General features: G+C 60.6%; 23 protein-coding genes. 15 read left to right on the top strand and 8 right to left on the bottom strand.

The genetic code is table 11. The annotated features are described in order from the left end of the window. The first annotated feature begins 6 nt into the window (after window positions 1-6). Both ACFOGH_RS07495 and ACFOGH_RS07500 read left to right on the top strand, forming a co-directional pair. Window positions 7-1,017, top strand: a complete 1,011-nt coding sequence (locus ACFOGH_RS07495; protein ID WP_380072448.1) for a tagatose-bisphosphate aldolase — start codon at window positions 7-9, stop codon at window positions 1,015-1,017. 2 nt (window positions 1,018-1,019) lie between these two features. Continuing rightward, the gene (locus ACFOGH_RS07500) at window positions 1,020-2,408 is read left to right on the top strand and encodes an ROK family protein (protein ID WP_380072449.1); all 1,389 of its coding nucleotides are present in this window, start codon (window positions 1,020-1,022) and stop codon (window positions 2,406-2,408) included. A gap of 89 nt (window positions 2,409-2,497) precedes the next feature. Here the strand turns inward: ACFOGH_RS07500 and ACFOGH_RS07505 are convergent, their stop codons facing one another. The 3 genes from ACFOGH_RS07505 to ACFOGH_RS07515 all read right to left on the bottom strand — a co-directional run bounded on the left by ACFOGH_RS07505 (window position 2,498) and on the right by ACFOGH_RS07515 (window position 6,683). Next, the gene (locus tag ACFOGH_RS07505; RefSeq protein ID WP_380072450.1) at window positions 2,498-4,999 is read right to left on the bottom strand and encodes a M10 family metallopeptidase C-terminal domain-containing protein; all 2,502 of its coding nucleotides are present in this window, start codon (window positions 4,997-4,999) and stop codon (window positions 2,498-2,500) included. A 170-nt stretch (window positions 5,000-5,169) separates the two neighbouring features. Next, window positions 5,170-5,607, bottom strand: a complete 438-nt coding sequence (locus tag ACFOGH_RS07510) for a hypothetical protein (protein WP_380072451.1) — start codon at window positions 5,605-5,607, stop codon at window positions 5,170-5,172. Window positions 5,608-5,666: 59 nt separating this feature from the next. Then, window positions 5,667-6,683 (bottom strand): LacI family DNA-binding transcriptional regulator, encoded by a 1,017-nt coding sequence (locus ACFOGH_RS07515; RefSeq protein ID WP_380072452.1) that lies wholly within the window; start codon window positions 6,681-6,683, stop codon window positions 5,667-5,669. A 171-nt stretch (window positions 6,684-6,854) separates the two neighbouring features. Here ACFOGH_RS07515 and ACFOGH_RS07520 point away from each other — a divergent pair, with 171 nt between their 5' ends. The 13 genes from ACFOGH_RS07520 (at window position 6,855) to ACFOGH_RS07580 (ending at window position 18,368) form a co-directional block, all read left to right on the top strand. Next, on the top strand, window positions 6,855-8,171 hold the full coding sequence (locus ACFOGH_RS07520; RefSeq protein ID WP_380072453.1) for an ABC transporter substrate-binding protein: 1,317 nt from the start codon (window positions 6,855-6,857) through the stop codon (window positions 8,169-8,171). A 95-nt stretch (window positions 8,172-8,266) separates the two neighbouring features. After that, window positions 8,267-9,211: a carbohydrate ABC transporter permease gene (locus tag ACFOGH_RS07525; RefSeq protein ID WP_380072454.1), complete on the top strand. Its 945-nt coding sequence runs from the start codon at window positions 8,267-8,269 to the stop codon at window positions 9,209-9,211. Further along, a complete protein-coding gene (locus ACFOGH_RS07530) occupies window positions 9,208-10,146 on the top strand; it encodes a carbohydrate ABC transporter permease (RefSeq protein ID WP_380072455.1) in 939 nt (312 codons plus the stop codon). The genes ACFOGH_RS07525 and ACFOGH_RS07530 overlap by 4 nt, the downstream gene beginning before the upstream one ends. Continuing rightward, window positions 10,143-10,331 (top strand): hypothetical protein, encoded by a 189-nt coding sequence (locus ACFOGH_RS07535; RefSeq protein ID WP_380072456.1) that lies wholly within the window; start codon window positions 10,143-10,145, stop codon window positions 10,329-10,331. The genes ACFOGH_RS07530 and ACFOGH_RS07535 overlap by 4 nt, the downstream gene beginning before the upstream one ends. 3 nt (window positions 10,332-10,334) lie before the next feature. Further along, window positions 10,335-11,429, top strand: coding sequence for an ABC transporter ATP-binding protein (locus tag ACFOGH_RS07540; RefSeq protein ID WP_380072457.1), 1,095 nt, complete (start codon window positions 10,335-10,337; stop codon window positions 11,427-11,429). Further along, entirely contained in the window at window positions 11,422-12,414 is a 993-nt protein-coding gene (locus ACFOGH_RS07545; protein ID WP_380072458.1) for an ABC transporter ATP-binding protein, read from the top strand. The genes ACFOGH_RS07540 and ACFOGH_RS07545 overlap by 8 nt, the downstream gene beginning before the upstream one ends. Before the next feature lie 10 nt (window positions 12,415-12,424). Then, window positions 12,425-14,047, top strand: a complete 1,623-nt coding sequence (locus tag ACFOGH_RS07550) for a dihydroxyacetone kinase subunit DhaK (protein WP_380072459.1) — start codon at window positions 12,425-12,427, stop codon at window positions 14,045-14,047. Window positions 14,048-14,127: 80 nt separating this feature from the next. Next, window positions 14,128-14,553, top strand: a complete 426-nt coding sequence (locus ACFOGH_RS07555) for a c-type cytochrome (protein WP_380072460.1) — start codon at window positions 14,128-14,130, stop codon at window positions 14,551-14,553. A 172-nt stretch (window positions 14,554-14,725) separates the two neighbouring features. Further along, window positions 14,726-16,390: a 30S ribosomal protein S1 gene (gene rpsA, locus ACFOGH_RS07560; protein WP_380073977.1), complete on the top strand. Its 1,665-nt coding sequence runs from the start codon at window positions 14,726-14,728 to the stop codon at window positions 16,388-16,390. A 181-nt stretch (window positions 16,391-16,571) separates the two neighbouring features. Next, entirely contained in the window at window positions 16,572-16,853 is a 282-nt protein-coding gene (ihfB, locus tag ACFOGH_RS07565) for an integration host factor subunit beta (RefSeq protein ID WP_380072461.1), read from the top strand. 64 nt (window positions 16,854-16,917) lie between these two features. After that, window positions 16,918-17,277 carry a LapA family protein gene (locus tag ACFOGH_RS07570; protein ID WP_380072462.1) on the top strand — a complete coding sequence of 120 codons (360 nt, stop codon included), beginning with the start codon at window positions 16,918-16,920 and terminating at the stop codon, window positions 17,275-17,277. Then, window positions 17,278-17,940 (top strand): phosphoribosylanthranilate isomerase, encoded by a 663-nt coding sequence (locus ACFOGH_RS07575; protein WP_380072463.1) that lies wholly within the window; start codon window positions 17,278-17,280, stop codon window positions 17,938-17,940. It begins immediately after the preceding gene. A 41-nt stretch (window positions 17,941-17,981) separates the two neighbouring features. Further along, window positions 17,982-18,368 carry a VOC family protein gene (locus tag ACFOGH_RS07580; RefSeq protein WP_380072464.1) on the top strand — a complete coding sequence of 129 codons (387 nt, stop codon included), beginning with the start codon at window positions 17,982-17,984 and terminating at the stop codon, window positions 18,366-18,368. Window positions 18,369-18,421: 53 nt separating this feature from the next. Here ACFOGH_RS07580 and ACFOGH_RS07585 read toward each other — a convergent pair whose 3' ends face one another. The 5 genes from ACFOGH_RS07585 to ACFOGH_RS07605 form a co-directional block, all read right to left on the bottom strand. Continuing rightward, window positions 18,422-18,658 (bottom strand): Lrp/AsnC family transcriptional regulator, encoded by a 237-nt coding sequence (locus ACFOGH_RS07585; RefSeq protein ID WP_380072465.1) that lies wholly within the window; start codon window positions 18,656-18,658, stop codon window positions 18,422-18,424. Between the two features lie 46 nt (window positions 18,659-18,704). Next, a complete protein-coding gene (locus ACFOGH_RS07590; protein ID WP_380072466.1) occupies window positions 18,705-20,243 on the bottom strand; it encodes an ATP-dependent DNA helicase in 1,539 nt (512 codons plus the stop codon). Window positions 20,244-20,586: 343 nt separating this feature from the next. Beyond that, on the bottom strand, window positions 20,587-21,879 hold the full coding sequence (ccrA, locus tag ACFOGH_RS07595; protein WP_380072467.1) for a crotonyl-CoA carboxylase/reductase: 1,293 nt from the start codon (window positions 21,877-21,879) through the stop codon (window positions 20,587-20,589). Window positions 21,880-22,009: 130 nt separating this feature from the next. After that, window positions 22,010-23,365 (bottom strand): 1-acyl-sn-glycerol-3-phosphate acyltransferase, encoded by a 1,356-nt coding sequence (locus tag ACFOGH_RS07600; RefSeq protein ID WP_380072468.1) that lies wholly within the window; start codon window positions 23,363-23,365, stop codon window positions 22,010-22,012. An 84-nt stretch (window positions 23,366-23,449) separates the two neighbouring features. Beyond that, the gene (locus ACFOGH_RS07605) at window positions 23,450-23,806 is read right to left on the bottom strand and encodes a hypothetical protein (RefSeq protein WP_380072469.1); all 357 of its coding nucleotides are present in this window, start codon (window positions 23,804-23,806) and stop codon (window positions 23,450-23,452) included. Window positions 23,807-23,939 lie beyond the last annotated feature (133 nt).

The raw sequence follows: 23,939 nt of genomic DNA on the forward strand, positions 1-23,939 counted from the left end.
TGCAAGGTGTTACAGGTTCTTCACCGCAAGCTTATCCCGCAATATCCGCGTTCAGGCAACTGGCATCTTCGCCGCCGCGCCCGCGCCAACACTCTGGAGAACCCGATGGCCGCCCCGATGTCCAGCATGACAACCGCCGAACGCCGCGGCTACAGCCAAATCTGCGGCGATGATGGCGCGATGATGGTGATCGCCTGCGATCAGCGCGGCGGGATGCGCACGATCCTTGCCAAAACCCCCGAGGAACAGGCAGCGATTTCCAACGCCACCTTGGGCGAGACGAAGATGGACATCACCGCCTACCTTGCCCGCCCCGCAGGCTGCGTGCTGGTCGATCCGATCTGCGCTGTGCCCGCGATGGTCGATCAGGGCGCGATCCACCGCTCCACCGGCTTGTTGATCGGGCTGGATGCGTCCGGCTTTGATCTCACCCCCGAAGGCTACCGGATTTCCAATATGGTCGAGGGCATCAATGCCCGCCGCGTACGTGAACTGGGCGGCACCGGGGCCAAGATCATGATCTATCTGCGCTCGGATACCCCTGCGGCGAACACCAAGAACATGGAAACCCTGCGCGCCTCGATCGCCGATTTCGCCGCCGAAGATCTGCTGCTGGTGGTGGAATTCCTGACCTATGCCCTGCCCGGTGAAGCGCCCGAGGCCTATGCCGCCAAGATCCCCGAACTGATCGAAGGCGGCTCGAAGCTTTGTCTGGATGCTGGCTCGAAAGTGCTGAAAATCCCCTATCCGGGCACGCCGCAAGCCTGCGCCAATATCACCGCGATGTGCGGCGAGGTGCCGTGGGCGGTGCTGTCGGCAGGCGTCGATCACGCCACTTTCCTCGGCCAGGTCGAGATTTCGATGGCCAATGGCGCATCCGGCGTCATCGCGGGCCGTTCGCTGTGGAAAGACTGCATCTCGCTGGATCGTGCGGTGACGAAAACCAAACTGGAAACCATCGCCGTGCCCCGCCTGCGCGAAATCCAGGCGGTGATTGCCAAGCATTTCAAAGCCTGAGCATGACTACCGCGACCGCCATCGGCATCGACATCGGCGGCACCCGCCTGCGTGCCGCCCGTGTTGCGGGCGGTGTGATCGAGGCCCGCGCCAGCGCCGACAGCGCCCGTGATCCGGCCATCGTCACCGCTCGCGTGCTGGAATTGGTCGCGCAGGTGCGCAACCAAACCTGCACCGCGCTTGGCATCGGCGTGCCGGGCCAAGTCCATGCCACCTCGCGGGCTATCCTGTCGGGCGGCTATGTCGATCTGTCCGGTTTCGACTTTGCCGGTCAGATCGAAACCGCCACCGGCCTGCCCGTCACGCTTGAAAACGACGCCACCATGGCGCTGCTGGGCGAAGCCGAATATGGCGCTGCGCAGGGTCAGCGTAACGTGGTCATGCTGACCATTGGCACCGGAATCGGCGGCGCTATCCTTGATCAGGGTCAGGTGTTACGCGGTCGCGGGGCTGCCGGGCAACTCGGCCATATCGGTATTGATCCGCAGGGCCGCAGATGTGTCTGTGGCAAGATCGGCTGCGTGGAAACCACCTCCTCTGGCACCGCCTTCGGCGTGCATCTGGCCGAAGCGGGCCTGCCCGCCGACACTCGCGCCGAAGCGCTGCTCAACAACCCCGACCCGGTGGCGCAAGCCGTCATCCGCGCATGGGCCGCCCCATTGCGCGCCGCCATCGACACGCTGATCGCCACGCTCAATCCCGATGCCGTGCTGATCGGCGGCGGCGCAGGGGCTGCCGCCCATGCCGCCCTTGCGCAGTTTCCGGCGGCGGAATCGTGGTTCTGCGCGCAGGTGCTTGCTGCAACCTTGGGCGATGATGCAGGTGTGATCGGTGCCGCCACCGCCGCGCTGAAGAACCGCACCCGCAAGCGGGCGGTTTTCGTCAACGGCGTGCCTGCCTCTGGCAAATCCGGCGTGGCGCGGGCCTTGGCGGATGCAACCGGCTGGCCGATCCTGGCGCTGGATACGGTGAAAAACCCGTTCCTGACGATCCTGCCGCCCGGTGATCGGCTGTTCAACCGCACCCTCGGCCGCGCCTCTTATGCCGCAATCTTTGATCTGATCGCCGAAGCACCAGCCAACACCACCGTGATCATCGACGCCTGGTTCGGCTTCCAACCGCTTGAAGTGCTGCAATGCCACATCGCCCGCGCAGGCCTGACCGACATCGCCGAGATCTGGTGCCACGCCCCGCCCGAAGTGATAGGCGCCCGCTACGCCGCCCGCTTGGGCAGCCGCCCCGCAGGTCATCCCGGTGCCGATTACGTCCCCGAACTGATCGCGCTGGCCGGACGGGCCACGCCCACCCACCTCGCCCCACGTTACGAGGTGGACACCACCCAAGCCATCGACGCCACCGCGCTGACAGACTGGCTGTCCAAAACCCTGTGACGCAATAAAGTTGCGCGAAAAACCGTTTGGATTCAATGGTCCCGAGTTGGGACCATTGAAAAGCCAGCCAAATGCCGATACCGCACGGCTCAGATGATCGAGAACTCGCCCGCGCCAAACCCGGCCAAATTCGCCCCGACATTGGCAAACAGTATCCCCGCAGCCCCACCGACACCATCGGCATCGTAATACAAATGCCCAGTGTCGGTCTCATAGATGATCCGATCCGAAGCCCGCACCGCGCGCCCGGTCGTATTTGCCGCAAAATTCACCGAAGACAACGCTCCCACCGACAATGCCCCAAACACTGCATCATCCAGCTCGATACGATCCTGCGCCACCACGTAACCAGTGACCGTATCGACATTCGCGGGGATCAGAGCAGCATTGAACACGAAAACATCAAACCCATCACCACCGGTCATCACATCCCTGCCCTGACCGCCAAACAAGACGTCATTTCCAGTGCCGCCATTCAGCGTGTCGGCCCCGTCACCGCCATTCAGTGTATCATTTCCGCCCAGCCCGCTCAGTTGGTTCGCTCCACGGTTCCCAATGATCATCTGCGCCAACCCATTACCGGTGAGATTAATCGCCGTGGGAAGCCCGCCATTGCTTGTGCTCAGTGTCTCAATGTCATCGTCCGCTTCCAGCACATAGCTTGTCGCAGCCCAGACACGATCTGCCGCGCCCTCGCCTGCGTTCTCATTGATGCGGTCTTGTTGGGTGTCCACAAAATACCAATCGCTGCCCACGCCACCGGCAAGGGTGTCATTGCCCACTCCGCCATCCAGTTGGTCGTTCCCACCAAGGCCAAACAGGCGATCGTTCCCGCCTAACCCCGACAGAATGTTGCTCCCTGCGTTGCCGGTGATCGACTGCGCCATGTTGTTGCCGCTCAGGTTCAATGCCTGCGTCCCGGTGGCACCCACGGTATTGAGCACTTCAATATCGTCGTCCAATGCGAGGCTAAAGCTGACTGACACGGCCACACGATCGCCGGTACCGCCACCGCCAATCTCATTGATCTGGTCAGTCGCATCGTCAACGATGTAGATATCGTTGCCGGCCCCACCTGTCATCACATCGCGACCCACCCCGCCGCTCAGCGTGTCAACACCAGCCCCACCTTCAAGCGTGTCGTTGCCGGTGTCGCCCACCAACGAGTCATTTCCATTGTTGCCGCGCAGCAGGTTGTTGCTGGCATTGCCGACAATAGTGTCGTTGCCGCCGCCGCCAAACGCCTGCTCGACCAACGTGCCATAGGCGATGCCCATGTTCAGCCGCCCGCCCAGCACGTCTGACGACGCACCCTGGCGCAGGTCAATCCGCTGCGCTCCCGCAAAGCCCGACATATCAACCGTATCGGTGCCACCGTTATCAAAGATCGTGAAGGCCACGTAATTATCATTGGCCGGATCGTTCAACGTCACAGCTTGATCGAGTGCCGCATTTCCGGTGTTGGAGTGATAGCCGTAAGTGGTGTTGCCCGTCCGGGTGGTAGTGGACAGCCCGTAAAGATTGCTGATCGCCAAAATATCCGCGATCATCGGAGTCAACACCCAACGGAATTGCGCATTTACAAAGGTGTTATAATCGGTTCCGTCGCGCGAAAATTCGTCATGCATTGACTGCATGTAGGACATGATCGACAAATGCTGCGAGTCGTTGAGGTAAAAGTTATCAACGCCGTAGGTGGCCGAGCCGTTATAGTTCCCGCCGTGCCCTAGCCCAAGTGCGTGGCCCAGTTCGTGAATCGTCGTCTCGAACGAATAGCTGTCAAAGCTGGTGCCGAACTCGCTCAGCCAGCCAGTTGTAATCATCATTGATGACGAGGTGATGGTGCCATCGGGGCTGGTGACATTGTTGTTATAAGCATTGACGCCAGCTTCGCTGTCATCAAACGTAATCTGCGCCGCCCCATTCGTCGCCACAAAATTGATGCCGCTGACATCTGCCCACATCCGCAGCGCCTGCACCGCCAAGGTCGCGCCCGCAGACGTCAATTGGGAGACATTATAGGTGATCGTGCGGCCCCCGCTGAGGTCATAGGCGGTGGCGGGCACATTCTGGGAAACGCCAGAACCGAAGAACCGCTCAAAATTGTTGGTCAATTGCCAAGCCACTTCATCGGCCGTCAGGACGACCCCTGCTGGAGTGTCGTTCACCGCAGAGACCACAAAATCGCCTCTGCTGCTGCTATAACCTGCGACGTCGAGAAAATAGGTGCCCGTGGTCGTCGCGGTAAAGGTCAGAGCCGAATTCAAAGACAGCGCACCGCCCGCATCATCATTCGACAACAACTGCGTGCCGGACGCGTTGCGCAAGGTCAACAGCGTATCCGCCACTGGCGCGCGGCCTACACCCAGCACACGGAAATCATAGGTTTGACCGGCTACCAGGGTAACCGCATACCAATCATGATCCCCCGAAGCCCCTATCGTTCCATAGGTGCTGGTGCCCAGCGTCAACCGGGCCGTGGTGGCCGTGTTGTCCGCAACATCGCCACCCGGCAGAGGCAGCGCCTGAATCGACATGTCATTGGCCATAAGGTCACGGACGGATTGCTGGGGTTGGCTGGCTGCAGACATACCTATCTCCTTCATTTCACAACTCAAATTGCCGCGAAAACCGCGACGGTGATCAAAATGCTCGTTCAATGAAATTGGGTTACAAGCAGCAGCAAGGCCCCAAACTGACCGTATTTTAACGATTTTAGCATCTGCCCGTCGGCCTGTCTATGCGGTTACCCCGCACAAACCTACTGTAATGTTTCCAGCAGACCCACCAACGGATAGACCAAAGCCGCCGCAGAACCTGCCCGCAACGGCGCATCTGCACCGCCCAGCCGCAGCTCTTGCGTGGTTTGTGGCACGAAACCTCTCGCGCTCTGCCGACCCGCTGCCAGCGTCACAGTAGCGCGATGGCTGTCGCGCAACGTAACACTGACCACCAGCACCCGCGCGCCCTCGGCTGGTGTGGGTTCATCTGCCAGTGCCTGCCCACTCTGGCGTTGAAAATCTGCACGCAGCCGTGCACAGAACTCCGGCACTTCGGGGAACTGCCCCGCCGCAAAGCTGCATTGCAGCCAAACCGGCGCGTCAAGTTTCACCATGACCATCCCATTCTCCCAAGGCTGCGGCACAGATTCTACCCCTGCCGCCGCGATCTCTGCCGCAGCGATAACCAGCGCCACCATTGCGCCGACGCACGCAAAACACCACAGCATCCTGCTTCTCCCTCCCCATCGCGCTCTGGCTACAGATTTTCTCGGATGAATATCTCTATCCTGATCTTTTCTTGCGAGGCCAGAATTTCCCGCCGATCACAACGTGCCCGCAGGATACGCATCGCCGAACGCACCAGATGGCCGGGGTCTTGGCCAATCAGCGCATCAATCTGCCCCGATAGCAATGCCGCCTCAGTGAACGGCGTGCGCTCATGCGCGATTGTCGTCGCACGGCTGGCTTGTGCCGTGATGATTTCCAGCGGCACCCGCGCTTCCGAGCCCAACACATAAACTCCAGCAATCGCGCCATGGCTGGCAAAGCTGGCACGGATGATCCGCGCGGAACGATCCGGGTCGCCATAGGTTTCCAACGAAGGCAGCACCGTCAGATGCGGGTAATCAGCGTGGATCACCTCATCAAAGCCCAGACGCCGCTCCAGACTGTCGCGCGCATGCATGGTCTCGGCGACCACCAAGATCTTGCCGGGGTTTTGCGGCGCAAAACGCCCCATCAATCGCCCTGCCGTCGCCCCCGCTGCACGGTTGTCGATGCCGATGAAATCCTGCTGCGCAAGGCCAACCTGCCCAGAGATAAAGCTGACCGTGGCGATGCCGCGCTCAGCCAGCCGCGCCATTGCGTCGCGCACCTGTGGAAACTCCGGCGCCATCAGCGCAACACCATCCACCCCATCGGCATCAAGGCCACCCAAAAGATTGGCAATCTGATGCGGATCGCTGTCGCTGATCTGGCGCACTTCGGCGCGCATCATCTCGGGCGCAAAGGCAAGATTGGCCTCGTCGATTCGCGCAAATAGCCCGGCCAAAAATTGATCGCCACCGCGTGGCAGCAGAAACAAGAACCGATATTCCTTGCCGCGCGCCAGATTGGCCGCAACCATGTTGCGTACAAAGCCAATCTTTTCAATCGCTTGATTGACACGCTTCACCGTGTCTTCGCGCACGCCGGATCGGTCATTCAGCACACGGTCCACCGTGGCCAAGCTGACCCCTGCCGCCAATGCCAGATCTTTCGTTGTTGGTCGCATCAGATGCCCATGCCTGCCCTGACACTTGTTTTCCCTGAATTCTCCGCAGCTTGCAATCTGTTTGAGGTGCGCACCTCAGAAATCACTTGCCATGAGGTGCGCACCTCATCTAGCCTTCCCTCAGCAAAGAGTCGTGGCGAGGAGGCCGTGGCCTGCAACCGGGAGGATAAAATGAACGCGAAACTGCTGCTGACCACGGCATCCGTGGCGATCATGGCGACGACCGCCGCTATGGCCGAAGATCTGACGCTGTGCTGGGCTGCCTGGGATCCCGCCAACGCCCTGATCGAACTGTCCAAGGAATATGAGGCCCAGTCCGGCAACACCATGCATTTCGAATTCGTGCCATGGACCAGCTTTGCCGACCGCATGCTGAACGAACTCAATTCAGGCGGTAAACTCTGCGATCTGATGATCGGCGACAGCCAATGGATCGGCGGCGCTGCCGAGAACGGCCAATATATCAAGCTGAACGACTTCTTCGACGCCAACGGCATCAAGATGTCCGATTTCATCCCGGCCACCGTGACCGGCTATGCCGAATGGCCAAAAGGCACGCCAAACTACTGGGCGCTGCCGGCGTTCGGCGATGTGGTCGGCTGGACCTACCGCAAGGATTGGTTCGCCAAGCCCGAACTGCAAGCCGAATTCAAAGAGAAATACGGCCACGACCTCGCCCCGCCGGCGACTTTTGACGAGTTGAAGCAAATCGCCGAATTCTTCCAGAACCGCGATATCGACGGCAAGAAGGTCTACGGCGTCTCGATCTATACCGAGCGCGGCTCAGAGGGCATCACCATGGGCGTGATGGATGTGCTGTATTCCTTCGGCTTCAAATACGATAACCCCGATAAACCCTATGATATGGAAGGCTTTGTGAACTCGGAAAACGCCGTCAAGGGGTTGGAGTTCTACAAATCTCTCTACGATTGCTGCGTCCCACCGGGGTCTTCCAACGGCTATATGGGTGAAGGGGTCGATGCCTATAAATCCGGCCAAGTCGCCATGCAAATGAACTTCGCGTTCACCTGGCCCGGTTTCAACACCGATGCCAACGTGGGCGGCGACAAGACCGGCTATTTCACCAACCCAGCTGGCCCGAACGGCGACAAATTCGCCCAGCTTGGCGGTCAGGGCATCTCGGTTGTCGCCGCGTCTGACAAGCAAGAGGCCGCCCTCACCTATATCAAATGGTTCGCCCAGCCCGATGTGCAGGCGAAGTGGTGGAAACTCGGCGGCTATTCCGCCCTGCGCGCCGTCGTCGAAGACCCCGGTTTCGCCACCAGCCAGCCCTATGCGCAGACCTTCCTCGACAGCATGGCCATCGTGAAGGATTTCTGGGCCGAACCCAGCTACGCGACCCTGATGCAGTCGTCGCAGAAGTGGTTCCACGATTATGTCGTGGCAGGCAATGGCACCGCGAAAGAGGCGCTTGATGGCCTTGTCGCCGACTGGCACGCGACCTTCGAGGAAGAAGGTAAATACTAAGCCAAACCGCCTTCGGGCGGTGCTGCGCGAGGCTCTTGAGGGCCAACAGAGCCTCGCGCATGATGCTTGAAGCGGCCCTCAGGAAAGCCAATCCCATGCCCGATCCCCTTCAGCGCGCAGCCCTTGCTACGCCGCCCAAACTTGCACATCAAATCCGCGGCTTGTCAGATCGCACCATCGCGTGGCTGTTCGTTGCCCCCACCATCTTTCTGTTGCTGGCGATCAACATCTTTCCGCTGATCTGGACCATCCGCCTGTCGCTGACCAACTTCCGCACCAACCGCCCCAACAATGCGGTGGAATGGGTCGGGATTGAGAACTACCGCAAGATCCTGACCAACCCCGACACATGGGCCTCTCTGCAAGCCACCGCGCATTTTCTGATCTGGACCATCACGCTGCAAGTTTTGATCGGCTTTACCCTTGCTTATCTGATCAACAAAAAGTTCCGCAGCAATGATCTGTGGACGACGCTGATCGTGCTGCCGATGATGCTGTCCCCCGCCGTGGTCGGCAATTTCTGGACCTTCCTGTATCAACCGCAAATCGGATTGTTCAACTATTTCGTAGGTTTCCTGACCGGCGCAGACCCCGCCAGCTTTTCGATGATCGGCGAAGTCGCGCTCGCGCCCTGGGCCATCATCATCGTTGACACCTGGATGTGGACGCCATTCGTGATGCTGATCTGCCTCGCGGGCCTGCGCTCGATCCCGCCCTCGATCTACGAAGCCGCCGAATGTGACCGCGCCTCGAAATGGCGGCAGTTCTGGACGATCACCCTGCCGATGGCCCTGCCTTTCCTGATGCTCGCCGTGCTGTTTCGTGGGATTGAGAACTTCAAGATGTTCGATCTTGTCGTGCAACTCACTGGCGGCGGCCCCGGTGCCACCACGCAATTAACCTCGATCGACCTCAAGCGCGAAGCCTTCGAGAAATGGCGCACCGGCTATGCCTCGGCCTATGCCGTGATCCTGTTTGTCACCGTCTTCGGCCTCGCCTCGATCTACGTCAAAGCCCTGAACAAGGTGAAAGACAGATGAGCTTTTCCATCACCGAACCCTCATCCCGCCAAAAATGGATCGCCGGTGGCCTCGTTATCGCCTACGCCATCCTCACCCTATTGCCCCTCGCATGGATCATCGCAACGGGTTTTAAAACCCCCGCCGATGCCATCGCCTACCCGCCGAAAGTGCTGTTCACCCCGTCACTCGAAGGTTACGTCAACCTGTTCACCTCGCGCGCGCGTGTCACGCCCGAAGACCTCGCTGCCCTCGGCCCGCCGACCACGTGGTATGACAGCATCGTGCGGCAATACGACATGGTGATCACCGGGGCCTCGCGCTATGGCGAGCGGTTCCTGAACTCGGTCATCATCGGCTTCGGCTCCACCTTCCTGTCGGTTTTCCTAGGCACTATTGCGGCTTACGCGTTCAGCCGCTTCAAAGTCCCGCTGAAAGATGACCTCTTATTCTTCATCCTCTCCACAAGGATGATGCCCCCCATCGCCGTCGCCATCCCGATTTTCCTGATGTATCGCCAGCTTGGCCTATCCGACACCCACCTCGGCATGATCCTGCTTTACACGGCGGTAAACCTGTCGCTCTCGGTCTGGCTGCTGAAAGGTTTCATCGACGAAATCCCCATCGAATATGAAGAAGCCGCGCTGATCGACGGCTACACCCGCTTCCAAGCCTTCTACAAAGTCGTCCTGCCGCAGGCCGCCACGGGTATCGCCTCCACCGCGATTTTCTGCCTGATTTTTGCGTGGAACGAATATGCCTTCGCCGTGCTGCTGACCTCTGGAACGGCGCAAACCGCCCCGCCCTTCATCCCCACCATCATCGGCGCTGGCGGCAAAGACTGGCCCGCCGTAGCCGCAGGGGCGACGCTGTTCCTGCTGCCGATCATGGCCTTCACCATCTTGTTGCGCAAACACCTGCTGCGCGGCATCACCTTCGGAGCGGTGCGCAAATGAAAACCTTCGTCAATGGACTTCTGCGCCTGCGCCGTGGCCCGTGGGAGGCGCTGGCAACCGTCCTGATCGCCCTTGGCGTGTTCATGCTGATGCAGCCTTTCGCCTTGATATTGTTCACCTACTCTTTCCTGGTGACGCTGATCGGCACGGTGATGTTCATCATCACCAGCCATTTCCCGGAGTAAGCGATGGCCCAGATTGTCATCAAAAGCCTGCGCAAAGAATTCGGTGCCTTTACCGCCGTGCAATCTTCCAGCTTCACCATCGAAGACGGCGAGTTCTTCATGCTGCTGGGGCCTTCCGGCTGCGGCAAAACCACCACCCTGCGGATGATCGCGGGGCTTGAACTGCCCACCTCGGGTGAGATTTTCATCGACGGGGCCGAGGTCAGCCAAAAGCCCGCCAGCCAGCGTGACATTGCCTTCGTGTTCCAGATGTTCGCGCTTTATCCGCATATGAATGTGCGCAAGAACATCTCTTACCCGCTGGTCAGTCAAGGCATGAAGCGCGATCAGGTGCGCGTCAAGGTGAACGAAGTCGCCGAAATCCTTGGCATCACCTCGATCCTGGAAAAGCCCGTCGGCGGCCTGTCTGGCGGCGACCGTCAGCGCGTCGCCCTTGGCCGCGCTATTGTCCGTGATCCGGCGTGTTTTCTGATGGACGAACCCTTGGGCGCACTGGATGCCGAGTTCCGCGAGCATATGGCGCTGGAACTGCGCGCGCTGCACGACCGCATGCGCGCCACCACCGTTTATGTCACGCATGACCAGCTTGAGGCGATGCAGATGGGCGACAAGATCGTGGTGATGAACCATGGTGTCGTCGAACAATTCGGCCGCCCGCAAGAGATTTACGACTGGCCCGCCACCACCTTCGTGGCAAAATTCATCGGCTCGCCCGCGATGAACCTGTTGAACTTCAACGGCATGGTCGGCAATGGCAGCGCAGAAGTTACCCTGTCAGACGCCGCCATCCCAATCCCGCCGATGATCAGCGGCGCAAACGGCCCCCTTACCCTTGGCGTGCGCCCCGAACATATCCGTCTGGACGATAGCGCCGCCTTCCGCGCCCGCATCACCGCCGCCGAATACCTTGGCACCACCCAGATCATCACCCTCGACACCGCGCACGGCCCCGTCAAAGCCCGTGCGCCATCAACAAATGCCGCACCAATCGGTGCCACCACCGGACTGGCCTTCGATCCCCGCTCGATCACCCTGTTCGACCCATCGGGCCACGCGCTGATGTCCGAGGCCAATCAAAAGGTTCTGTCCCATGGCTGAGGTGATCCTGCACAACGTCTCCAAATCCTACGGGCAGCAGTCCGCCCTTGCCGATGTCTCGATGACCGTGCCCGACGGCGCTTTCGTGGTGCTGCTTGGCCCCACCGGCGCGGGCAAGACCACCACTTTGCGCCTTGTCTCTGGCCTTGATGCGCCAACCTCGGGCGACATTTTGATCAACGGCCACAGCACCAAAGGCGTCACCCCCGCCCAGCGCAATGTCGCAATGGTGTTCCAGCAATACTCTCTTTACCCGCATCTTACCGTGCGCGAGAACATGGAATTCCCACTGAAATCGCCGCTTCTGCGCACCCCAAGGGCCGAGATCACCCGCAAAGTCGCCGAAGTGGCGGAAATCCTGCAAATCTCGCACAAGCTGGACAACAAGGCGACGGCGCTGTCGGGGGGCGAAATGCAGCGTGTTTCCATCGGGCGCGCCCTGGTGCGCAACCCTGCGGTTTACCTGATGGATGAACCGCTCAGCAGTCTCGACGCCAAACTTCGCGCCGATCTGCGGGTTGAACTCAAAAACATCCAGTCCAGCCTTGGCGCGACATTCCTTTATGTCACCCATGACCAGATCGAAGCCATGACCATGGCCAGCCATATCGGCGTGCTGGATCATGGCAAACTGGTGCAGTTCGGCACCCCGCGCGAGGTTTACGAACAGCCCGTCAGCATCTACGCCGCCTCACGCCTCGGCCAGCCACATATCAACATCCTGCCCGCCGATCTGTTCGGCCCAGCCCCGCCCAATGCCACCCATATCGGCCTGCGCCCCGAACATATCCGGCAAGGCACAGGCCAGGATGCGCTTGTCAGGCGCATCGAGCATCTTGGCGATCAGACCCGGCTGCATCTGTCATTCAACAACCACGATCTGACCATCGTGACCGAGGCCCATACCCCCCTGCGCAGCGGCGACATTCTGAAAATCCAGCCGCAGAACCCGTTCTATTTCGACGCCAACGGCACCCGCATTTAAGGAACCCGCGATGACCCAATTCATGAACAAACGCGAAAACATCGTGACCGAGGCGATTGACGGCCTGCTGATGGCCGCGGGCGGGCGGTTGTTGCGGCTGGATGGCTATCCCCATATCCGCGTGGTTCTGCGCGCCGATTGGGACAAATCCCGCGTCGCCCTGGTTTCGGGCGGCGGCTCCGGGCACGAGCCTGCGCATGCGGGCTTTGTCGGCCCCGGCATGCTAACCGCCGCCGTCTGCGGCGATGTATTTGCCTCGCCTTCCGTCGATGCCGTGCTGGCGGGGATCCTTGCCGTCACCGGCCCCGCAGGTTGCCTGCTGATCGTGAAGAACTACACCGGCGACCGCCTGAACTTTGGCCTTGCAGCCGAGCGCGCCCGCGCCTTTGGCCTCAAGGTCAGCATGGTGGTGGTCGATGATGACATCGCTTTGCCCAATCTGCCGCAAGCGCGCGGTCTGGCGGGCACGCTGTACGTCCACAAGGTCGCAGGCCATCTGGCCGAAACCGGCGGCGATCTTGCCGCCGTCACCGCCGCCGCCGAAACAGTGATCGCGGGCACCACTTCAATCGGCATGTCGCTGGATACCTGCACCGTGCCGGGATCGGCCAAGGAAAACCGCATCCGCCCCGGGATGGCCGAACTCGGCCTTGGCATCCATGGCGAACCTGGGGTCGAGCAGATCGCCTTCAGCAACGCGACCAGTGCGATGGCTGCAATGCTGGCAAAACTGAACCCCGGCGACGGCCCGTATGTCGCCCTGCTGAACAATCTGGGCGGCGCATCGGTGTTGGAAATGTCGGTGCTGGCGCATGACCTGCTTGGCTCTGACTTTGGTAGGCAGATCAAATACATCATTGGCCCTGCGGCGATGATGACCTCATTGGATATGCGCGGGGTGTCGATTTCCCTGTTGCCCCTGAACGCCCAAGTTGAAACCGCGCTGACCGCGACGACTCCGCTTGCGGCATGGCCGGGGTGTCATCCGACCACGACGATCAAAACCCGCGCCCTGCCCGATGGGCTGACACCAATTCGCCCGATTCCATCACAGCACAAACCCACGAAGGATTTCCTGATCAAATGCTGCCAGATCATGATTTCCTTGGAAGCCGATCTGAACGCGCTGGATGCCAAATCTGGCGATGGTGACACCGGGTCAACCCTTGCTGGTGCGGCGCATGCGCTGATTGACGCTGTTGATCAACTGCCGCTGTCCGACCACACCCAGCTTTACCGCGCTATCGGCCTTGAACTGTCGCAAACCATGGGCGGTTCGTCAGGTGTGCTGCTGGCGATCTTCTTTGCCGCTGCGGGCGATGCTGCCTCCAGCGGTTTGACCATGCGCGATGCCCTGCGCGCGGGGCTCGAGCGGATGCAGGAAATCGGTGGCGCAAAACTTGGCGACCGCACCATGATCGACGCTTTGCAGCCAGCACTCGAGGCGCTGGATCAAGGCTTGCCCGCCGCCGCCCAAGCCGCCCGCGCTGGGGCTAATCACACCGCCACCATGCTCAGCGCCAAGGCAGGCCGCGCCGCCTATATCAACGCGGGCAACCTGCAAGGCCATATCGACCCCGGAGCCGAGGCCGTGGCGCGACTGTTTGAAGCACTTTGCGGCGCGTTGATGTGAATCAATCCTGTTCGATCTATACTCTGCCAAAGAGGCGCAATTGCTGCGCCGCTTTGCCAGCCCAGACAGGAGCCCGCCCTATGAAATTCTCACCAAAATCTGCCGCAGCCGCCTCGCTTTTCGGGCTGGCCCTGCTGGCCAGCCCCGCCCTTGCCGAAGGCGATGCCGCCAAGGGCGAAAAGCTGTTCAACCGCTGCAAGGCCTGCCATTCGATCATCGCAGCGGATGGCACCAAGATTCAGGCAGGCGGCAAGACCGGCCCCAACCTGTTCGGTGTGATCGGCCGCCCTATCGGCAGCTATCCGGATTTCACCTATGGCACAGGCCTTTTGGCACTGAACGCCAAGGGCGATGTCTGGGATGAAGCCAAACTCGCCGCCTATATCACCAACCCGACCGCCTGGGTGAAAGAGGAATCTGGCGATCCCTCAGTAACCGCGAAAATGGCCTTCAAGATGGCCAGCGGTGCCGAGGATATGGCGGCCTATCTTGCATCGGTGAAATAACGCCGGGGCGGATGCGCGGCGCTTGCAGAATCCCCCCGCACCGCCTAGATACGCGACCGGAAGGGTCCGGCAACAGCCGCGACCCTGCCTTCATTTGCAAGACCGGCGGAGCCAACCGCATGGCCAGTGACATATACGAAAAAGGAAAACAAACTACATGAACTCCAAAGCTATGGACGAATTCGAAGCCCTCTTGAAAGAAAGCTTCGAAATTGACACCCCCGAAGAGGGTACGGTTGTCAAAGGCAAGGTTATCGCCATCGAGGCCGGCCAAGCCATCATCGACGTCGGCTACAAGATGGAAGGCCGCATCGATCTGAAAGAATTCGCGAACCCCGGCGAAGCCCCGAACATCAACGTCGGCGACACTGTTGAAGTGTATCTGGACCGCGTTGAGAACGCTCGTGGCGAAGCCCAGATCTCGCGCGAGAAAGCTCGCCGCGAAGAAGCATGGGATCGTCTGGAAAAAGCCCACGCCTCGGAAACCCGCGTCGATGGCGCGATCTTCGGTCGTGTCAAAGGCGGCTTCACGGTGGATCTGGGCGGCGCTGTCGCCTTCCTGCCGGGCAGCCAAGTCGACGTGCGCCCCGTGCGCGACGCTGGCCCGCTGATGGGCATGAAGCAGCCGTTCCAGATCCTGAAAATGGATCGTCGCCGTGGCAATATCGTGGTGTCGCGTCGTGCGATCCTCGAAGAGTCGCGTGCCGAACAGCGTGCTGAAGTGATCGGCAACCTGACCGAAGGCCAGACCATCGACGGCGTTGTGAAAAACATCACCGAATACGGTGCGTTCGTGGATCTGGGCGGCGTTGACGGTCTGCTGCACGTCACCGACATGGCATGGCGCCGCGTCAACCACCCGTCCGAGATCCTCGCGATTGGTGAGACGATCAAGGTGCAAGTCATCAAGATCAACAAAGACACCCACCGCATTTCGCTGGGCATGAAGCAACTGCAATCCGATCCGTGGGATGCTGTTGAAAAACTCTACGCCCTCGGCACCGTGCACAAAGGCCGTGTCACCAACATCACCGATTACGGCGCCTTTGTGGAGCTGGAAGCCGGTGTTGAAGGCCTCGTCCACGTCTCGGAAATGTCCTGGACCAAGAAGAACGTCCACCCCGGCAAGATCGTTTCGACCTCTCAGGAAGTCGAAGTCATGGTGCTGGAAATCGACAGCACCAAGCGTCGCGTTTCCTTGGGCCTCAAGCAAACCCAACGCAACCCGTGGGAAGTGTTTGCTGAGACCCATCCGGTCGGCACCAACATCGAAGGCGAAGTCAAGAACATCACCGAATTCGGTCTGTTCGTTGGCCTCGACAACGACATCGACGGCATGGTTCACCTGTCCGACCTGTCGTGGGATCAGCGCGGCGAAGACGCGATCCAGAACTACCGCAAGGGCGACACGGTGACTGCCGCTGTCACCGAAGTGGATGTTGAGAAAGAGCGTATCTCGCTCTCAATCAAGGCTCTGGGCGAAGACACCTTCTCTGACGCAGTTGATGGCGTGAAACGTGGCGGTGTGATCACCGTTGTCGTCACCGCAATCGAAGACGGCGGTGTTGAAGTCGAATACAACGGCGCGAAATCCTTCATCCGCCGTTCTGACCTGTCGCGTGAGCGTTCCGATCAGCGCCCCGAGCGTTTCTCGGTTGGCGACAAGATCGACGTGCGCGTCACCAACATTGATCCGAAGACCCGCCGCATGGGTCTGTCGATCAAGGCACGCGAGATCGCTGAAGAAAAAGAAGCCGTCGAACAGTATGGCTCCTCCGATTCGGGCGCCTCGCTGGGCGACATCCTCGGCGCCGCTCTGAAGGGCGACCGCAACTGATCTGACCGTTAGCGGTCAACAAAAAGGGCCCCGCGGCAACGCGGGGCCCTTTGCTTTGGCACCTTTAGCTTGCAATTTTGTTTGTGCCTTTAAAAATTATGCCTATAGTCCAATGCGTAACAGGTTAGCACGGCCGAGAATCCCCTGAATGGGACGCGGCATCACCAGGGGGATAGCGCCGATGATCCGGTCTGAACTGATCCAAAAAATCGCGGATGAAAATCCGCATCTGACGCAGCGCCATGTTGAACGCATCGTCAACACGGTGTTCGAAGAAATCATCGAAGCCCTGGCAAAAGGCGATCGGGTAGAACTGCGCGGCTTCGGCGCGTTCTCGGTCAAGGCCCGCGATGCCCGTGTTGGTCGTAACCCGCGCACGGGTGAGGCGGTCGCGGTCGAAGACAAGAAGGTGCCGTTCTTCAAAACCGGCAAACTGCTGCGCGACCGGCTGAACAGCAAGTAAGCGCGTATTGCAGGCCGGCCATTCCGCCCTCATATAGGGTTAGAACCTGCAAAAAGGCGGTCCCATGCTTCGTTACCTGCGCTATCTGATCCTCGCAGCCGTGGGCCTTGCCCTGCTGATCGTGGCTTTGGCCAACCGCACCCCGGTTCTGCTGAAGGCTATGCCCGATGATTTCGCCGCCTTCCTTGGCGTGACCTGGCAGATGGAGCTTCCGGTTTTCGTGGTGCTGTTCGGCGGCATCGTGATTGGCGTGCTGGTGGGGTTCCTGTGGGAATGGGCGCGCGAGCATAAACACCGCGTCACTGCTTCTGTCAAAACCCGCGAGGTTTCCAAGTTGGAGCGGGAACTCGCCACCATGCGCGACGCCACCTCGCTGCCGCAAGACGATGTGCTGGCCATTCTTGACCGCTCCAAGGCGAAGTAAATGCCTGATATTCGCGTGAAAATCTGCGGCCTGCGCACAGTCGATGACGTGGCCGCGGTGGCTGCGACCAAGGCCGCTTATGCGGGATTTGTGTTTTTCCCGAAATCACCACGCCATCTGAGCATCCCGCAAGCCCGCGAACTGACGCTTGCCGCGCCCTTGGGCCTTGCGAAAGTTGCGCTTGTGGTCGATGCGGACGATGCCCTGCTGGATGCGATCACTGAAGCCATGCCGCTGGATATGCTGCAACTTCACGGCCATGAGACGCCGGAACGTGTCGCCGAAATCCGTGCCCGCTATGGCCTGCCGGTGATGAAAGCCATCGGCGTCGCCGATGAAGGCGATCTGGCCGACCTGCTGGAGTATTCTCTCGCCGCAGATCAGCTTCTGGTCGATGCCAAACCGCCGAAAAACGCCACCCTTCCCGGCGGCAATGGACTTACCTTTGACTGGCGCTTGGTGGCGCAGCGCCGCTGGCTGAAACCGTGGATGCTCGCGGGCGGCCTGACCCCGCAGAACGTCGCCGAAGCGATCCGGCTGACCAATGCGCGGCAGGTTGATGTGTCGTCGGGTGTCGAATCCGGCCCCGGTGTCAAAGACCCGCTGAAAATCCGCATGTTTGTCGAAGCCGCCACGCAAGACGGCCCGCCGATTTTGCGCTGATTTCATCTGTCTTCTAAATATCCCCGCCGGAGGCTTCTGCAATGCCCGCATATCTGACCCTTGGCACCAATGACCCCGAGAAATCGCACGCTTTCTACGACACCGTGCTGAAAACGATCGGCTGGGCCGCGCAATCCGATTTTCCCGGTGGTTGGCGCGCCTATTCCGAAGCCGGTCGCAGCGACGGCTTCAAATTCTGGATCTGCCCGCCCTTCAACGGCGAAGCGGCCAGCGCTGGCAATGGCACTATGCTTGGCCTGCCTGCCCGCAGCCGCGCCGAGGTGGATGCGTTCTACGCCGCCGCCATGGCGCTGGGGGCAACGGACGAAGGCGCGCCCGGCCTGCGTGAAATCTACAGCCCGACCTGGTATGCCGCCTATCTGCGCGACCCATCCGGCCACAAAATCGCGGTGTATTGCGAAGACTAGTCAGCGTTTGCAAGGGCGCGTTTGCCGCCAGCAGGATTGGCAGCGGGCTGGCCTTAAAATGCCTTGAACGTCATCGTCGTCAGGGTGCGCACGATGCCCGGAATATCGAACAGCTTTTCCGACAGATAATGGCCGACATCGGCATCATCGGGGATATAGATTTTCGCGATCAGATCATATTCCCCGCTGGTCGAATACAACTCGGAAACCACCTCGCGGTCATAGATCGCATCGGCAACCTCATAGGTTTTGCCGGGGGTGCAGCGGAATTGAACGAACACGCAGATCATAGAAGCCTCATCCTTTTTTCTACCCTAGCGCAGCCAAGGCCAGAGTCTAGTCATCGCCCTGCCCCGTCAAGGTCAGCGGCACCGAGGTGGGGCGCAAATCTTCAACGGTCAGGCCCTCAAGCGGCCGCGCGAGGCGATTGCGCACCACCCAAAGCAAGCGATGCTGTGCGCGGGTGATCGCCACATAGGCCAGCCGCTTCCAAAGCGGCACCCCGGCCTCTGACCGGCCTGCTGCCGCTGCGGCGTAAAGATCCGGCGCGAACACCTGAACGTTTTCCCATTGGCTGCCTTGTGCCTTATGGATTGTCACCGCCGCGCCGTGCAGAAACGCCGCGCCCATGGTAGCGGCAGAGGCGATGAAAGGTTCATCCTCATCCGGGCGTTCGATCTTGATGATCGAGGCGGCTGAGACCTGCGGGTCTTCTGCACCGACCACATGGATCTTGGCAAAGCCCGCGCGATTGCCGGGGCCGAGGTAGATCACCTGCGCGCCCTTGATCAGGCCGCGGGCCTCGAGATCAATCCGCTTTTTGCGGTGCTTCAGGGGCAATTCGATGCCGTCGCAAATCAGTGGTTCGCCGGGCAGCAGTTCATCATCGGGCGCGCCATGGGCGGCGCGGAAGGCGGTGATCAGGCGAATGCGGGTGGCATTGCGCCAGACCAGCACCGGGCTGCGCGCCATCAGGTCGGCATCGACCCGCTCGGCCCAGACCACGCGGTCATCCTTGCGGGCGGCGGTTTCAACCATCCGCTCAAATTCGTCAAAGCCAAGATTGGGATCGCCCAAGGCATGCGCCAGATCGAGGATCGGGTTATCCTGCGCCTGCCGGTGGATGCGGGACAGCACCAGCTTGCGGCCCTCGCCCAGGCGATCAAACACCATCTCACCCGACAGGCCGACCGGGGCCAACTGTGCGGGGTCGCCGAACAGCACGAGGGTCGAGAAAATCTCGCGCAGATCGGCCAGTGCGCGTTCGTCCAGCATCGAGGATTCGTCGACAAAGCCGATGTCGAGCGGTTCTTCGCGGCGCTTCCAGCCCTTGATGAAATCGCTGCCGCGCAGGCCCGCCGCCGCCAAAGCGCCGGGGATCGAGGCGACGTTCTGGTAGAACGCATGGGCGCGGTCGAGTGCGAGATCGGTCAGCCCTTCGACCACCGGGCGCGGGCCCTGCCCGGTCAGCCATTCGGCAATCTTTTCGTATTGCGGATCATAGACCGGGGTATAGAGGATGCGGTGGATCGTGGTGGCAGGCACCCCGCGCATCCGCAGCACCGAGGCCGCCTTGTTGGTGGGGGCAAGGATGGCAAGGCTGCGGCGTTCTTTGCGCTTTTTCGGCTCGTAATCGCCCGAGACCAGATCGACGCCCGCCGCCTGCAAAGCTTTGTAGAGGCTGGCGAGCAGCATGGTCTTGCCAGATCCCGCCTTGCCCACCACGGCCAGCACGGTGGATTTTTCTTCGGGGCGCGGCTCGAGCCCGCCATTGTCAAGATCGACGCCCATGCTGAACAGTTCCGCCGAAACGCGGTCATAGGCTTCGGCCTGATCGTCGGAAAAGGTCAGTTTGACGGGGGCGAGTTCGGTCATTTGGCGACCATATCCAAGGTTGCGGGCAAGGGCCATAGCGGATGCCCTGACCTGCGACCAGGTGCCGTCGCGCGGGGCATCGAGCCCCTTGCAACGGCGCTGCCGGGGGATGGGTTTGGGGCGTGGTTTTGGCGGTTGGGTCGGTAGGGGGGCCAGCCCCCCGGCTTACGCGCCCCCCGGAGTATTTGGGCCAATGTGAAAGGGTTGTGCTGCGCCGATTTGCCCGGAGGGGTGGTGCGAAGTTTCCCAGCTGGGAATGACTTGTGGAAAATGGCGCAGTATCGTCCATTTTCCACAAGATATAGTGGTTTACTTCAAATCACGCTGGATTTGATGGCATTGCTCAGCGGTTCAGGCTGGCGTCGAGCGTGTCTTCAAAGGTGCGCAGGCCGGTGCGGGTGGCTTGCACCAGCACCGCCATATTGCCGGGTTTGTGCTTGTTGTTGCGCATCAGCATATGCGCCGCCGGGATTTCTGCCCATGGGAAAACTTCCGACATGCAGGGATCAAGCCGCCGTTCGATCATCAGTTTGTTGGCGGCAGAGGCCTGCTTCAAATGCGCGAAATGGCTGCCTTGCAGGCGCTTTTGGTGCATCCACATATAGCGCACGTCAAAGGTGCAGTTGAAGCCAGAGGTGCCGGCGCAGATCACCACCATGCCGCCCTTTTTGCACACCAAGGAGCTGACCGGGAAGGTCGCCTCGCCGGGGTGTTCGAACACCATATCGACGTTGACGCCCTTTCCGGTGATGTCCCAGATGGCTTTACCAAAACGGCGGGCTTCTTTCAGCCATTCGTTATATTCCGGCGTGTTGACGGTGGGCAGTTGCCCCCAGCATTTGAAATCCTTGCGGTTGATCACGCCCTTGGCGCCAAGGCCCATGACGAATTCGCGCTTGTCTTCTTCGGAAATCACGCCGATGGCATTGGCGCCTGCGGTGTTGATCAACTGGATCGCGTAAGAGCCAAGCCCGCCCGATGCGCCCCAGACCAGCACGTTCTGCCCCGGTTTCAGATCATGCGGCTCGTGCCCGAACAGCATGCGATAGGCGGTGGCGAGGGTCAGGGTGTAGCAGGCAGATTCCTCCCAAGTCAGGTGCTTGGGGCGCGGCATGAGTTGCTGGGCTTGCACGCGGGTGAATTGCGCGAAAGAGCCGTCGGGGGTCTCATATCCCCAGATGCGCTGGGTGGGCGAGAACATCGGATCACCGCCGTTGCATTCCTCGTCATCGCCGTCGTCCTGATTGCAATGCACCACAACCTCGTCGCCGACTTTCCAGCGTTTGACCTTATCGCCCACCGCCCAGACGATGCCCGAGGCATCCGAGCCTGCGATGTGGTAGGGCTGTTTGTGGCCATCAAACGGGCTGATCGGCACGCCAAGTGCGGCCCAGACGCCGTTGTAATTGACGCCTGCGGCCATCACCAGCACCAGCACTTCGTTGCTGTCGAGCTTCCAGGTGTCTACAACTTCGACCTGCATCGCGGTGTCAGGCTCGCCATGGCGTTCGCGGCGGATCGACCAAGCATACATTTTCGCCGGAACATGGCCCAAGGGCGGCATTTCGCCAATCTCATACAGGTCTTTCACCGGAGCCTCGTAGGGGGTGATCGCCGTGCTTGTGTCCAACGCCATGCTTGCCTCCAACAAAATGCCGCGCCGCAGAATCGGGGCGGGTTGCGGTAGTGATAGCGGGGCATCGCGCAACTTTGCAATAGTCTTGATGGGTATTTTGTAATTTTATGTCTGCCGCGTTGCGGCAATTCTATGGGGCGACCTCGAGCCGTTGCAGCACCGGGGCTGCGTAAAAGTCGATCAGGGCGGCTGAGCCGGGGGTGATTTGCAGATTGGTGTTGATCAGGTTGCGGTTGATCAGTGGGGTCAGACCTTCGTCGAGAACAGCCTCCAGCCCCTGCGGCGGCAGCTTTTGCACCGCGCCCTGCGCCGATAGTCGGGCTTGCAAGGCGCTGACCGCAGAGGCCAAAGCGGCGCGGTCTGCGGGTTTTTTCAACAGGGCGGCGGCCACCAAAGGCACCGGCAGCACTGGCACGACCTTGGTGATCTCTGCCATCAGATAGGCGCCGAGGTCTTCGGTCGGCGCATCGGGGGATTCGGCCAGAAAGGCGCGCAGCGATACCGGCGGCCCAAACCCTGCCGCGGTGGTGCCAAAGCCTTTGAAGCGGCCGCGAAACTTGCGCCACAGGTTGCGCAGCAGAAAAACGATGATCGCCAAGGGCTTGCCGCGAAATCTTCGCGTGCCAGCATTGGCGGCTTCGGTCAGGATGCGATCTTCCAGCACGCGATCATAGGCCAGACCCACCGGCACGAACACCACATCGCGCCCACCGGGTTCATAGGCCGAGACGATATAGGACAGCAGCCCCATCTTCGCCGCCCCCACCCGGCCATCCAGCGAAAGCCCGCCCTCGGGGAAGATTGCCTGCGTGGTGCCTTGCGCCGTGGCCATCTGCACATAGCGCGCCAGCACCCGGCGGTAGAGCGTGTTGCGGCTGCCACGCCGGATGAAATAGGCCCCCATCGAGCGGATCAGCGCGGACAGCGGCCAGATCCGCGCCCATTCGCCCACCGCATAGGAAATCGCCGAGCGGTTCGCCACCAGCCAGGTGATCAGCACATAATCCATGTTCGAGCGATGGTTCATCACGAAAATCACCGTGGCCTTGGGGTCGATATGCGCCAAAGCGGCATCAACCTTGCCAATCCGCACCCGATAGGCGAGGCGCGACAGCCAGCGCGCCAGCCGGATCGCCACGCCGAAATACAGCGTCGCCGAAAACCCCGGCACGATTTCGCGGGCGTAGCGGCGGGCTTGTTCGAACGCCACAGACCCCGGCACCCCGGTCTCAGAAGCATGATCAGCGACAGCCTCGAGCACGCGCGGATCGTACGACAGGCGCACGATCATGTCTTGCCTGCGCGCCAGTTTGAAAAACTCGATCGGGCGGTCCAGCCGCTTGTTCAACCGCGCCAGCGCCTTTTCCGCGCGCTTGCGGAAGAACCAGCGCACCGAGGGGAACAGGAAATGCGAGGCAAAGGTGATCGCCGCAAAAGCAAGGATCAGCAGCAGCAACCAGAAAGGCACAGCGACGGGCTCTGTCATGCCACAATATTGGCAGCCCGTCGCGGCTTTGAATAGGCCCGTGTGATCAGGCCCGTGTTTCAAAAGGCGGTTTTGGCGGCAAGTTCACTCGGTGTAATAGTAATCGCCGGTCTGGCAGACATTGACGCGGGCCTTTTGCAGCACGGTGCCATCCGAGAACACCGCCTTGAAATCAAACTCGCAATAGCCTTCGGCATTGTCGAAATGCAGCTTCATCGAGCCGCCCGTCGGCAGGGTGGACGCGCCCATCACATCGCTGCCCCAACGCTTGGCACCCGAGTTGGTGGATTGGAACTTTACCAGCGTCAGGCCGGTGTTGTTGTGGATGCGCACGGTGCGGTCGTAGGCGGCGGCTTGCAGCGTGGTGGCAGCGAGGGCAAGGGCAGCGAGGCCAAGGCGCAGGGTCGTTTTCATCATATCCTCGTGGGGTTGGTTGGGCATGACCTGTTGTGGCGCAGCCGCTGCGGCATTTCCAATGACAAGGGCTGTCATGTTTGGGCGGCGCGAAAATTCAAGAAATCTCGCCGCAACGCAGCGAATTGACACTTGCGTGAAATTGCGCTTAGTGCTGCAC

The organism is Cypionkella sinensis, assembly GCF_042646385.1.
GTDB lineage: Bacteria > Pseudomonadota > Alphaproteobacteria > Rhodobacterales > Rhodobacteraceae > Cypionkella > Cypionkella sinensis.

Coding starts and splice junctions, on each gene's coding strand:
- ACFOGH_RS07500 (WP_380072449.1), top strand. CDS start 1,020: ATGACTACCGCGACCGCCATCGGCATCGACATCGGCGGCACCCGCCTG.
- ACFOGH_RS07505 (WP_380072450.1), bottom strand. CDS start 4,999: ATGTCTGCAGCCAGCCAACCCCAGCAATCCGTCCGTGACCTTATGGCC.
- ACFOGH_RS07510 (WP_380072451.1), bottom strand. CDS start 5,607: ATGGTGGCGCTGGTTATCGCTGCGGCAGAGATCGCGGCGGCAGGGGTA.
- ACFOGH_RS07515 (WP_380072452.1), bottom strand. CDS start 6,683: ATGCGACCAACAACGAAAGATCTGGCATTGGCGGCAGGGGTCAGCTTG.
- ACFOGH_RS07520 (WP_380072453.1), top strand. CDS start 6,855: ATGAACGCGAAACTGCTGCTGACCACGGCATCCGTGGCGATCATGGCG.
- ACFOGH_RS07525 (WP_380072454.1), top strand. CDS start 8,267: ATGCCCGATCCCCTTCAGCGCGCAGCCCTTGCTACGCCGCCCAAACTT.
- ACFOGH_RS07530 (WP_380072455.1), top strand. CDS start 9,208: ATGAGCTTTTCCATCACCGAACCCTCATCCCGCCAAAAATGGATCGCC.
- ACFOGH_RS07535 (WP_380072456.1), top strand. CDS start 10,143: ATGAAAACCTTCGTCAATGGACTTCTGCGCCTGCGCCGTGGCCCGTGG.
- ACFOGH_RS07540 (WP_380072457.1), top strand. CDS start 10,335: ATGGCCCAGATTGTCATCAAAAGCCTGCGCAAAGAATTCGGTGCCTTT.
- ACFOGH_RS07545 (WP_380072458.1), top strand. CDS start 11,422: ATGGCTGAGGTGATCCTGCACAACGTCTCCAAATCCTACGGGCAGCAG.
- ACFOGH_RS07550 (WP_380072459.1), top strand. CDS start 12,425: ATGACCCAATTCATGAACAAACGCGAAAACATCGTGACCGAGGCGATT.
- ACFOGH_RS07555 (WP_380072460.1), top strand. CDS start 14,128: ATGAAATTCTCACCAAAATCTGCCGCAGCCGCCTCGCTTTTCGGGCTG.
- rpsA (WP_380073977.1), top strand. CDS start 14,726: ATGGACGAATTCGAAGCCCTCTTGAAAGAAAGCTTCGAAATTGACACC.
- ihfB (WP_380072461.1), top strand. CDS start 16,572: ATGATCCGGTCTGAACTGATCCAAAAAATCGCGGATGAAAATCCGCAT.
- ACFOGH_RS07570 (WP_380072462.1), top strand. CDS start 16,918: ATGCTTCGTTACCTGCGCTATCTGATCCTCGCAGCCGTGGGCCTTGCC.
- ACFOGH_RS07575 (WP_380072463.1), top strand. CDS start 17,278: ATGCCTGATATTCGCGTGAAAATCTGCGGCCTGCGCACAGTCGATGAC.
- ACFOGH_RS07580 (WP_380072464.1), top strand. CDS start 17,982: ATGCCCGCATATCTGACCCTTGGCACCAATGACCCCGAGAAATCGCAC.
- ACFOGH_RS07585 (WP_380072465.1), bottom strand. CDS start 18,658: ATGATCTGCGTGTTCGTTCAATTCCGCTGCACCCCCGGCAAAACCTAT.
- ACFOGH_RS07590 (WP_380072466.1), bottom strand. CDS start 20,243: ATGACCGAACTCGCCCCCGTCAAACTGACCTTTTCCGACGATCAGGCC.
- ccrA (WP_380072467.1), bottom strand. CDS start 21,879: ATGGCGTTGGACACAAGCACGGCGATCACCCCCTACGAGGCTCCGGTG.
- ACFOGH_RS07600 (WP_380072468.1), bottom strand. CDS start 23,365: ATGACAGAGCCCGTCGCTGTGCCTTTCTGGTTGCTGCTGCTGATCCTT.
- ACFOGH_RS07605 (WP_380072469.1), bottom strand. CDS start 23,806: ATGCCCAACCAACCCCACGAGGATATGATGAAAACGACCCTGCGCCTT.